The organism is Bacillus sp. 37MA, from assembly GCF_000372765.1.
Taxonomy (GTDB): domain Bacteria; phylum Bacillota; class Bacilli; order Bacillales; family Domibacillaceae; genus Domibacillus; species Domibacillus aminovorans.
In genome coordinates this window covers 1,683,631-1,694,001 of the sequence record NZ_KB889752.1, presented here as the reverse complement: position 1 = coordinate 1,694,001, position 10,371 = coordinate 1,683,631, and the positions used below count along the sequence as shown (strand labels likewise).

General features: G+C 35.9%; 13 protein-coding genes and 1 riboswitch. Of the genes, 12 read left to right on the top strand and 1 reads right to left on the bottom strand.

Annotation, left to right across the window (positions count from 1 at the left end):
• The first annotated feature begins 10 nt into the window (after nucleotides 1-10).
• The 7 genes from A3M5_RS0109540 to A3M5_RS0109515 all read left to right on the top strand — a co-directional run bounded on the left by A3M5_RS0109540 (nucleotide 11) and on the right by A3M5_RS0109515 (nucleotide 6,215).
• Entirely contained in the window at nucleotides 11-631 is a 621-nt protein-coding gene (locus tag A3M5_RS0109540) for an RraA family protein (RefSeq protein WP_018393539.1), read from the top strand.
• Nucleotides 632-983: 352 nt separating this feature from the next.
• Entirely contained in the window at nucleotides 984-1,292 is a 309-nt protein-coding gene (locus tag A3M5_RS25370) for a hypothetical protein (protein WP_155894695.1), read from the top strand.
• On the top strand, nucleotides 1,193-1,408 hold the full coding sequence (locus A3M5_RS26640; RefSeq protein WP_082193964.1) for an iron chelate uptake ABC transporter family permease subunit: 216 nt from the start codon (nucleotides 1,193-1,195) through the stop codon (nucleotides 1,406-1,408). The genes A3M5_RS25370 and A3M5_RS26640 overlap by 100 nt, the downstream gene beginning before the upstream one ends.
• Nucleotides 1,409-1,431: 23 nt before the next feature.
• Complete coding sequence (locus A3M5_RS22780; protein ID WP_018393537.1) at nucleotides 1,432-2,190, top strand: IucA/IucC family C-terminal-domain containing protein; 759 nt, start codon at nucleotides 1,432-1,434, stop codon at nucleotides 2,188-2,190.
• Nucleotide 2,191: 1 nt separating this feature from the next.
• Nucleotides 2,192-2,983 (top strand): ABC transporter ATP-binding protein, encoded by a 792-nt coding sequence (locus A3M5_RS0109525; RefSeq protein WP_231373279.1) that lies wholly within the window; start codon nucleotides 2,192-2,194, stop codon nucleotides 2,981-2,983.
• A 177-nt stretch (nucleotides 2,984-3,160) separates the two neighbouring features.
• Nucleotides 3,161-4,177 carry a C40 family peptidase gene (locus A3M5_RS0109520; RefSeq protein ID WP_034298549.1) on the top strand — a complete coding sequence of 339 codons (1,017 nt, stop codon included), beginning with the start codon at nucleotides 3,161-3,163 and terminating at the stop codon, nucleotides 4,175-4,177.
• A gap of 202 nt (nucleotides 4,178-4,379) precedes the next feature.
• Nucleotides 4,380-6,215, top strand: a complete 1,836-nt coding sequence (locus tag A3M5_RS0109515) for a PAS domain-containing sensor histidine kinase (protein WP_018393534.1) — start codon at nucleotides 4,380-4,382, stop codon at nucleotides 6,213-6,215.
• A gap of 89 nt (nucleotides 6,216-6,304) precedes the next feature.
• Here the strand turns inward: A3M5_RS0109515 and sda are convergent, their stop codons facing one another.
• The gene (sda, locus tag A3M5_RS0109510) at nucleotides 6,305-6,559 is read right to left on the bottom strand and encodes a sporulation histidine kinase inhibitor Sda (RefSeq protein ID WP_018393533.1); all 255 of its coding nucleotides are present in this window, start codon (nucleotides 6,557-6,559) and stop codon (nucleotides 6,305-6,307) included.
• Nucleotides 6,560-6,578: 19 nt separating this feature from the next.
• Nucleotides 6,579-6,663: riboswitch (cyclic di-GMP riboswitch) on the bottom strand.
• A gap of 201 nt (nucleotides 6,664-6,864) precedes the next feature.
• Here sda and A3M5_RS0109505 point away from each other — a divergent pair.
• The 5 genes from A3M5_RS0109505 (at nucleotide 6,865) to A3M5_RS0109485 (ending at nucleotide 10,370) form a co-directional block, all read left to right on the top strand.
• Entirely contained in the window at nucleotides 6,865-7,044 is a 180-nt protein-coding gene (locus tag A3M5_RS0109505; RefSeq protein WP_018393532.1) for a hypothetical protein, read from the top strand.
• A 212-nt stretch (nucleotides 7,045-7,256) separates the two neighbouring features.
• Entirely contained in the window at nucleotides 7,257-8,300 is a 1,044-nt protein-coding gene (locus A3M5_RS0109500) for a two-component system sensor histidine kinase NtrB (RefSeq protein ID WP_018393531.1), read from the top strand.
• Between the two features lie 265 nt (nucleotides 8,301-8,565).
• Nucleotides 8,566-8,889 carry a PadR family transcriptional regulator gene (locus tag A3M5_RS0109495; protein WP_018393530.1) on the top strand — a complete coding sequence of 108 codons (324 nt, stop codon included), beginning with the start codon at nucleotides 8,566-8,568 and terminating at the stop codon, nucleotides 8,887-8,889.
• Nucleotides 8,882-9,442 carry an HAAS signaling domain-containing protein gene (locus A3M5_RS0109490; protein ID WP_018393529.1) on the top strand — a complete coding sequence of 187 codons (561 nt, stop codon included), beginning with the start codon at nucleotides 8,882-8,884 and terminating at the stop codon, nucleotides 9,440-9,442. Before A3M5_RS0109495 ends, A3M5_RS0109490 begins: the two co-directional genes overlap by 8 nt.
• Complete coding sequence (locus tag A3M5_RS0109485; protein WP_018393528.1) at nucleotides 9,435-10,370, top strand: DUF4097 family beta strand repeat-containing protein; 936 nt, start codon at nucleotides 9,435-9,437, stop codon at nucleotides 10,368-10,370. The genes A3M5_RS0109490 and A3M5_RS0109485 overlap by 8 nt, the downstream gene beginning before the upstream one ends.
• Nucleotide 10,371: the final 1 nt, after the last annotated feature.

The following is a 10,371-nucleotide window of genomic DNA, read 5'->3' as shown; positions in this document are numbered from 1 at the left end:
GGAGGCTTCTATGTTAACGGTTAACGATAGAATAGAAAAATACTCAACCGATGAAATAGAGAAATTTAAAATGGTTAGTACGTCTACGATCGGTCACTTTACTGATTTTGGTTTTTTGGCGAACTATGAATGTACGATCCGGGTGACGAAAGTGTCTGGAGAAGTGACAACAGTCAAATTATCTAGTGGAGATGGTTACCCGTTAAATACTGCGCTTCAACAAGCTAAAAAAGGAGATATTTTAGTTATTGATACGTCAGGCAATAAAACACATGCTTGTTGGGGAGAATTCAGGGCGAGGAAAGCAGAAGAAATTGGACTATCTGCGGTTATAGTAAGTGGAGCCGTAACAGATATTTCCTATTTGAGAACGAGTCGTGTACCTGTGTTTTATGAGTCGATTTCTCCAAAAACGACAAGAGTATTAAAGTTGGAGGGAGAAGTGAACACGGCAGTAAGTGTGGGGAACGTCGTTTTTGAATCAGGTGATTATGTTATTGCGGATCAAGATGGAATTTTCAAAATTAACCAATTAAACTATAAAACGTTAATAGAGTTGGCGATTGAGAAAGAAAAAAAAGAAAAATTAAAAAGATTGGAAAATAATGCTGTACATTATGAAAAAAAATAGTATCATATAAGTGAAAATGATTATCAATACCAAGTTGATGAAGTGTACTGGAGTGCAAGGGCTGGTTATCAATCTGCGAACTTAATGCTCGACATTTTATATGACATTTATGAATTGAAAAAATAAGTGAAAAACTTATGACAATCGTGAACCTGCTGATGAAATGAACGATCCTCGTTCATCATTGGAGCAGGTTCTCTTTTACTGTTGGACGAAATCAAAATTGAATGGTGATTAAATGGTACAACCTATAAAGCTAGATAAGGGGAAGATAGTTGGCTTATGTTTGTTAATCGTTTTATTAATGATTTGTATGTTATTAAGTTTGATGTTCGGGATTACGTAGTATACGTTGGCTGATATTTACAACATGATTACGTCATTTAATACACAAGATATAATGCATATCATATCATTATTTGGAAAGAACGCTTTCCCACGGCTGATGATTGCGGTCGTTTCATTAGCAGTAATTGAGAACGTTGCATTTGTCGGTTTGATCATTTCGCATGTAGCGAAATCCCTTGTCGGGGATGATTGTCGGCGCTTCACTTGCTGTAGCTGGTTAATTGTGCAAGGGATTATTCGAAATTTAAGAAGAATTGTGCGCCATCAACATCACTCTTATTCATTACGACAGCTGGCATCGGTGCGATATTAGTTGTACTTGCAGACTGGATCGCGCGCATTGCCTTCCAACCGTTAGATATTCCAGCAGGTGTTTTTACATCAGGAATCGGCACACCATTTTTTCTTTATTTACTGATTAAAAATTGAAATTCATTTTGAGGGTGATATAAATGAGCAGTATTGTGATGAACGAACTGAAAACGTTTGATATACATATGGAACATGAGAGGCTCACGGAAATTGAGATAACAGATTTATTAAATGAAGAAAAATGTTTATCATTTCTACGAAAGCAAATGATCGAGATAAAAGCACCGAGTTTATCCGTCACAGCTTCCATGCTTTCGAAAAGATATGCTTATCTCGTCGTGTCTTCCACTTTATACAGTATGGTCGAATTCAACTGTGCCCTTCATTTGCCGGTAAAAGCGTGTGCATTAAGTAAAGAACGTACATTATGTATTCAAGCAGGCATGTGCAAATGGCAGGAAGTAAAGAGCATGGAGAGGGAAAAATGGCGTGAGAACGTGCTACGTACCCTTTTTTCGTCTCATATTACGCCAGTTTTAAACATATTGAAAAAAACATCCCGCGTTCCGTCGTCTATATTGTGGGAAAACGTAGCCATTCGGATTAACTCTATTTACCGGAAAACATTAGCGAAAGAAATGGATCCAGTTAAAATTGAACGGTTAAACAGCGACTTTCATTTTTTGAAAAATGCGAGTGGGGATCTGTTTAATTTAAAAGAAAACCCGATTAAACAGTATTTAAAAATAGGAGAAGAACTTATCGTAAATCCATGCCGAAAAACGTGCTGCATGTACTATAAATTAGAAAAGGATGTTGAAGGAATCGGTTATTGTAGCAATTGCCCCATTAAAAGTAAGCAAATAAAAGTGAGTGATTCATACAATAAACGAGATTAAAATAAATGTGAAAGATATAACACTAGCATATGGCAAAACGACAATAATTGATTCATTAAATGTAGCCATTCCTAAAGGAAAAATCACCGTTCTCATCGGCCGAAATGGATGCGGGAAATCAACTTTGTTACACGCCATTGCCCGTTTACTAAAACCACAAACGGGCAGCGTCATTCTTGACGACCAAGACATTTTGAAAATGAAATCAAAAGAAGTCGCTAAAAAGTTAGCCATTTTACCACAGTCACCGATCGCCCCAGAAGGCGTAACGGTAGTACAATTAGTGAAACAAGGCAGATATCCGTATCAAGGTACATTCAAACAATGGACAAATGAAGATGAAAACGCTGTTCATCATGCTTTAACAGTAACGAGTATGAAAGAATTGCAAGATCGATACGTTCATGAATTATCTGGTGGACAGCACCAACGAGCTTGGATGGCCCTGAATCTTGCACAAAATACGGATACTATTTTATTAGATGAACCAACAACGTATTTAGACTTAACCCACCAAATCGAAATTTTAGACTTGCTCTATGATTTGAATAGAGAAGAGAATAGAACAATTGTCATGGTTTTACACGATATTAATTTAGCTTGTCGCTATGCAGATCACCTCGTAGCGATAAAAGATCAAAAAGTGTTTATTCAAGGTGCTCCCAAAGATATGATAACGAGCGAAAACATAGAACGTATTTACGGATTAAAATGCTGCATCGATATAGATCGTCAATTCGGTACGCCGATATGTTTCCCAGACGGAAAAGGAAGAAAAATAAATAACATATGAAAATAATGGATGAACTGGATTTTAATAGAATCATATTTTGGTAAAAAATTCATCTTATATTACAAATATTATTGGATTTGTCATTATAACGTAAAACAAATTAATGTTTCATTTTGGTAGAATCAGAATAATAAGGGAAACAAAGAGATTAATAGAAAAAAAGAATCCGGGAGGTTTATGGTGAATAGTTGCAGAAAAATAATCATTTCAATTATGGCAGCAATGATGTTTTTAACCTTTTCTCCGATAGCATCTTTTAAAACAGAAGCTGCATCAATCGGAGAATCGATCGTAACCTATGGAGAAAAATTCATGGGCGTCCCATATGTTTTTGGCGGGACGACACCAAATGGATTTGATTGTTCCGGATTCGTACAGTATATTTACAAACATGCGGCAGGTATTTCACTGCCACGTACAACAGACGAACAATATAATGTTGGAACTTCAGTAGCAAAAAGTGATTTACAACCAGGAGATCTTGTTTTCTACGCAAATACATATCGCAAAGGTATTTCACATGTTGGAGTGTATGCCGGTGGAAACATGGTATTAAACGCAACATCAAGCAAGGGAATTGATCTTGTTTCACTGAATCATCCGTACTGGGGTCCGAAATACGCAGGCGCGAAACGCATTTCGGATGAAGCACAGACACCAGATTGGTTTACAGATATCGATAAATCTTCATCTACATACACAGCTATTAAAACATTGTCAGATCAAGAAGTGATTACAGGATTTGAAGATTATACATTCCGTCCAAATGAAAAAGTAACACGTGGACAAGCAGCAGCAATTATTAACCGTGTTTTGAACATCGAACCGAAAGTAATGAGCCATTTTACAGATGTACCAAAATCAAACCGTTTCGCTTACGATATCGCAGCGATGCGTGAAGCAGGGATCATCACGGGATTTGCAGACAAAACATTCCGTCCTGAAGCAGAAATGACACGAAACGAAATGGCCCTCATCATCAAGCGTTCATTTGACCTCAACATGTCACAAACAGCTGCAGCAAGTGTCAGTTACTCAGATATCGATGCGAGTCACTGGGCTTTTGAAGGCATTGTGGCAATGGCTATGATCGATAAAACAGGTATTTTCGCAGGTGATAAGTTCTATGGAACGCATCATGCGACACGGGAAACATTTACTGTCGCGATTTATAACGCAATGAATGCAAAATAAGAAAGAAAACGAGAGGTCGTCCTAAAAAATTAGTGAATAACTGGTTTTGGGGCGGCTCTTTTTTTGTACCTCTAAATAAAATTTTACTTTAATTACAGTAATAAAGAATAGTCAAAACTATTTATTCGTGATTTAATGAATATATCTATTGATGAATAAATTTACAACTATGAGAGTTTTGACTAAAAGGAGAGGGAGAAAATTGGTTTATAACAGTAAATTAACAGACGACGATTCCATACAATGGTTTTCTAATGAAAAAGATGAGATAAGACTTTTAATTGATAAAAGCGGACGAATAAAATATATAAACCCTGTTATGGAGACTGTTTCACAGCATATTGTTGTAGATATAATAGACCAGAATTTACTTGAATTTATTCATCCAAATGACAAAGAAAAGACGATAGAAAACCTCTTTTATTTACAACCCCCTCATAGCTTTACCCCCTTCATAATCCGCTTTCTTCGTAAAGATGGTTCATACTGTAAACTATACTTTGCTTCGGCAGAACTGTCTGAAAGAGGATGGATTCAAACAATTGTATATAATAAAAACAGGGAAAAAGAAAAACATCTTAAAAACGATTCTATTATTAACGTAAATCATCCTTTGTTTACGATGTCAGACAGTTCTGCTGTGATTATAAGTTTAGACGGTCGGGTGATGGCTGCGAATCAAGCGTTCGAGAAACTGTATGGATGGACATTAAAAGAGATAAGTGATCAATTCCTTCCAATTGTTCCGGAGCATCTTATAGATGAATTTAATGAATTAAAAGAACGGGTGACAAATGGAGGGAATGTTGTCCATTATCCGACATTCCGATTGAAAAAAGATGGTAGACTCTTGCCAGTCACACTCTCCCTATCTGCGGTGAAAGATGATACAGGTAAAATTAAAGCATTATCGTCCGTCACACATGATCGGACGGAGTATTTGGAGACACAAAAGATAATCGAAAAACAAAAAGAATTGCTGATAACAAGGGAAAAAGTGATGAGCTACATTACGGAAAATATTAAAGAAGTTATTTGTCTATATGATATTAGTAATAGGAAGCTTCTTTACAAGAGCCCTTCTTATGATAGTTTTTGGGGAGTCAGCGACGAAGAGCTACTTAAAGATCCAATGCAGTGGCTCGAGAATCTTCATCATGAGGATCGAGATAAATTGATTGAATTTCATAGGGCGACGGATAACAGTCCGAAAGAATTAGAGTATGAAGTCAAAGGAGACACAGAAGAAGAAACACGCTGGATCTGGTCAAAAATAACACCGATTTTGGATGAAACAGGGACGGTCATCCATCACATGTGTATATCACAGGATATGACAGATATAAAAAAAAGAGATAACATGTTAAAAAAACGGGATGAATTAGGAATCATCGGGCAGCTGGCAGCCGGCATTGCCCATGAAATTAGAAATCCACTAACAGCCGTAAAAGGATTTATACAGCTTCTTAATGAAGAAACGAATAATGCTTACAGCGATGTGATCTTGTCTGAACTTGAACGAATCGAATTTATTATGAATGAATTTCTCATGCTGGCAAAGCCGGAGCAGGAAGCGATCATGAAAAAGCAATATATAAATGATTTGTTAAAAGAGATGATTGCATTTATGACACCAGAAGCGTTGTTGAATCAAGTGGAAATTAAAATGGAATTGGATCAAGGGCAGCCAATCGTTCATTGTGAACCGAAACAGATTAAACAAGTGATCATGAATCTTGTGAAAAATGCCATTGAAGCGATGCCTTCTGGCGGAGAAGTTCGAGTCACAACAAGAAGAGAAGATGGATGGATAGCTATTGATATAAAGGATCAAGGAATAGGGATACCAAAAGACAAACAAGTTTACCTTTTTGAACCATTTTATTCAGAAAAGGAACGCGGGACAGGTCTCGGTTTAATGGTAAGCAAAAAAATTATCGAGCAGCATAAAGGAAAGATTCGAATTTTCAGTAAAGAGGGGTCAGGCACATTAGTACAAGTTCTTATGCCTATAGAAAATAAGGATTTATATCATTAAAAAATAGGTGTCCGGTATAAAAAACAATCACATCATTAAACTGGTTTAATGATGTGATTGTTTTTGTTGAGCGATCAAAAAATGGATGATTAACGGCTCATCTCTGCCAAGTTTTCCATATGTATGGTGGAGTCAACTGTTAGCATTAAGTCTCTTCTTTTTATTTCTATTTCAAGCAGGTGAATAAAATCTTTGTCTAACTTTAGTGTTAGCGCGTCTTTGTGTGCGATCAACAACTGTTCATCTGATAGATATAGCTTCTGCATATACCCAACTGTCACTTTTGAAGGTAAAAAAATCCAAAATCTGTCTAATCTCTCTATTCCAACATCGCCCCGCTTCAACACCCATACCTCCAATTTATGAGGCGGCCCAGCCATCATAGTCATTTGACCTTAGACCTGTAACTTTGCGTCCTAACCTTTCGATTAGTTTGCCTTTATCTGAATTATTTATTATCAACACAATGATACCACACGATCAATTAAATGAATATGAAAAATGATCACTTGAAATGCTCTCTTGATCGAACGGATGAAACCCCAAAAGTTTTCTATATTCGACGTAATAATTTTATTTATTTTACAATATTTTCATAATAGGTGCGTTATAATAATATAAAGCGCTTTCATAAAAGGGGGAAGATCATATGATGAATTATGCAGCAGGTTTAACATGTTCTACTTGTGGGAAAAAGATATTAGAAAAAGATTTAATCGCATGGACTGAAAAAAACAATGTTGTGCACCTCATTTGTGATACTGTTCAAATAAGTGAAGGGGTAAGATTTATGGGGCGGGCAGAAGAGTTGAACGAACAATTTTTGTGAATGTTTTTATACCTTCGACAAACCTGCTTTTTACAATTCCAGATAGAAGCGGGTTTGTCTTTGCTCCTTTTCTTCCTACATATGCTAGTGAATCAATTTCAGGTGATTTGAATTCTTACGTACACGTAGAAAAAAATTACAGTATAAATAGTAATAATTGGTTCTTTTTTAGGTAACTTTTTGCTATATTTATACTAAAGAAGGTGATGTACTTGCTATCGGAAGTCGGAGGAACGAATATAGATTTTCGCCAATTAATTGATTATTCATTTAATTCGATTTTAATTGTTGAACAAGAAGGAAAAATTATTTATTGTAATAAAGCCTTTGTTGAATTACTCGATTTTTTTTCATCTAATGAAGTGATACAGAAAAATTTATTTGCGTTTGTTTCCCCGGAGTTCCATGTTTTGTGTAAGCAACAATTAAAAAACGTGATTGAGAAACAAGAAATAGCGGGACGAGGGGAGAAAAAGATGATTAGGCGTGATGGGGCGCTTATTGATGTAGAATTAATGGTAGTTCCTTTTAATATGGAAGGAAAAGTTTTAGCTCAACTCATTATTCAAGATATATCTTCCCGTAAAGCAGCAGAAAAGCGATTAACTGATCAAGAACAATTAGCATCTATCGGTCAAATCGCAGCAGGTATTGCGCATGAAGTGAAAAATCCATTGACAGCGGTCAAAGGGTTTTTACAGCTATATCAAGAAGACCATTCACATCCGTATTTAACGACAATGAATGCGGAGTTAGATAAAGCATTGGATACCTTAAAAAATTTATTACAAGTATCCAAACCCGATCTACAGGATGAACCATTTGTCCAAATCAATATATGCAAAGAAATACAGTCAATCCTATTTTTATTCCAGGACAGATTGTATAGCGTAGAAGTAGAGATAGATTTAAAAGATTCCGAGAAAACAATAAAAGGAAAGAAAAACTTATTCATTAAAGCATTTTACAACTTAATGACAAATGCACTGGATGCGATTGAAGGCGAAGGGAACATTAAAATTGAACATTATTATAAAGATGGCTGCAACCATATCATTATAAGTGATACGGGAATAGGGATACCAGAAGAAAAAATCCATATACTTGGTACACCATTTTTCACGAGTAAAAGTGAAGGAACCGGTTTGGGACTGACGCAAGTCTTTACAACGGTACAAGAGCATGGAGGAAACATTGCTGTTCAAAGTGTCCTTGGGGAAGGAACAACTTTTCATATACAAATTCCTATTACTTGAAAGAAAACCGGTTGAACCGGCAATGAAGAAAGATTTAAGCAGACACGAATCAATATACATAAAATACAACATTTATTAAATCAATACTTTGTGGACAAAAATAAAAAATGCGTTTTCGGATCAAGTTTTGAAATGAAAACGTGTTTTTTTATCGAATAGTACCTTGCAATAAATAGTACCGAGTAGTATATTATTTTCAACCGGTATTTTTTATAAGTTAGTACTGTATAATATATAGTACTGAGAAGGAATGAGGGATGTAACTTTGAATGTACAATTTAAAAAAGGTGTGTTAGAACTATGCGTTCTCGTATTACTAGATAAGCAAGATCGGTACGGGTATGAACTTGTTCAAAAAATATCTGAACAAATTGCCATATCAGAAGGCTCTGTCTACCCATTGCTAAGACGTTTAACGAAAGAAGAATATTTTACAACCTATTTACAGGAATCATCAGAAGGTCCATCACGTAAGTATTACAAGTTAACGGACAAAGGGAGAATGTATCTTCGCGAGCTTACCCGGGAATGGAAGGAATTTTCAAACGGTGTTAATCAATTAATAAAAGAAGGTGTCAGTGATGAATAAAAAACAATTCTTGAATAGTTTAGACGAATCTTTACAAAAACTTTCTTCAGATGAACGGCAAGATATTTTACAGGACTTTGAAGAACATTTTGCTAATGGAATAGCAGAAGGAAAAAGCGAAGAACACATTTCAGCTACTCTCGGTTCACCCAATCACATTGCAAAAGAACTACTTGCCTCTTATCTTCTTGAAAAAGCAGAAAAAACGGAAACGACGGGAAATATTATTCGTGCGATGTGGGCGGTGATTGGATTAGGGTTTTTTAACGTAGTCATCGTGCTGGGACCATTTATCGCAATTGCAGCATTGGTTTTTGCCGGGTGGGCGTCAAGTATTGCGTTTATTGCTTCTCCTTTGCTTGTATTTATGAATGTCATTTTAAATCCAGATACATTTATTCTATTTGATTTGTTCTTCTCGATGATGCTTTGTGGACTGGGCTTGTTTATTGCCGTAGGCATGTTTTTTATTACGAAGGCACTCATACGTGGATTTGTCCGCTATTTAAAATTCAACACGAAAATGGTTAAAGGTGGATTAAAACATGTTTAATATAAAAAAAATATCACTCATCGCACTCATTCTTTTACTCATGGGCGCCGCGGGAAGTTTCATTACATTTAAAAAGATGAATCACTCTGTTTCTGTATTGGAAGAAAAAGGGATAACTAATCAAAACATTACACGTTTGAGCGTGACGACAGACAACGCTGCTATTGAAATCATCCCCACAAATAAACAAGAAACAACAGTAGAGGTGTCAGGAACAGCGAAGAAAAGCTCGGCATATACGTTCTTGGCTGACGTAGAAGGAACGACACTTTCGGTCCAGTTAAAAGAGCGACAGACAAAACTTTATAACTTTGATTTTATATCAACGTCATTATCATTGAAAGTATATGTACCTGAAAAAGTGTATGATTCACTCAGAATTTCCAGTGATAATGGACGTGTTGAAGCGGCGAATTTACGTGTGAAAGAAGTGAAAGTAAAAGTAAGCAATGGGCGTGTAGAACTGCGAGATATTACGGGCTCTACTATCACTACTGAAACAGACAATGGGCGTATTCAAGCAGAAAATCTTGATGTGAAACAAGTGAAAGCAACGACAAGTAATGGACGCATTGATCTGAAAAATGTATCTTCCTCAGCTGTTTCAGTTAAAGCAGATAACGGAAAAATCATATTGGACGATGTGAACGGTAAGATTTTAGGAAAAGTAAAAAATGGGATGATCTCTCTTATGACGAATCATTTAGATCGCCCTATTGAATTTGAATCTGATAACGGTAATATTAAGATTCAAACGGAAAAAGAGCCGACAAATACGACATTTGATGTGAGTGTTGATAACGGAAAAATCGATCTTTTAGACGGGTACAAACCGAATGAAATAATAGGGGATGGGGATCACTTCATTAAATTAACAACGGCGAATGGGAAAATTTCTATAACGAAGCAAAAATCAATAAATAAATAAC

What these genes read in the sequence shown, in the direction of transcription:
- A3M5_RS0109540 (WP_018393539.1), top strand. Translation starts at nt 11, where the DNA reads ATGTTAACGGTTAACGATAGAATAGAAAAATACTCAACCGATGAAATA.
- A3M5_RS22780 (WP_018393537.1), top strand. Translation starts at nt 1,432, where the DNA reads ATGAGCAGTATTGTGATGAACGAACTGAAAACGTTTGATATACATATG.
- A3M5_RS0109520 (WP_034298549.1), top strand. Translation starts at nt 3,161, where the DNA reads ATGGTGAATAGTTGCAGAAAAATAATCATTTCAATTATGGCAGCAATG.
- A3M5_RS0109505 (WP_018393532.1), top strand. Translation starts at nt 6,865, where the DNA reads ATGATGAATTATGCAGCAGGTTTAACATGTTCTACTTGTGGGAAAAAG.
- A3M5_RS0109490 (WP_018393529.1), top strand. Translation starts at nt 8,882, where the DNA reads ATGAATAAAAAACAATTCTTGAATAGTTTAGACGAATCTTTACAAAAA.
- A3M5_RS0109485 (WP_018393528.1), top strand. Translation starts at nt 9,435, where the DNA reads ATGTTTAATATAAAAAAAATATCACTCATCGCACTCATTCTTTTACTC.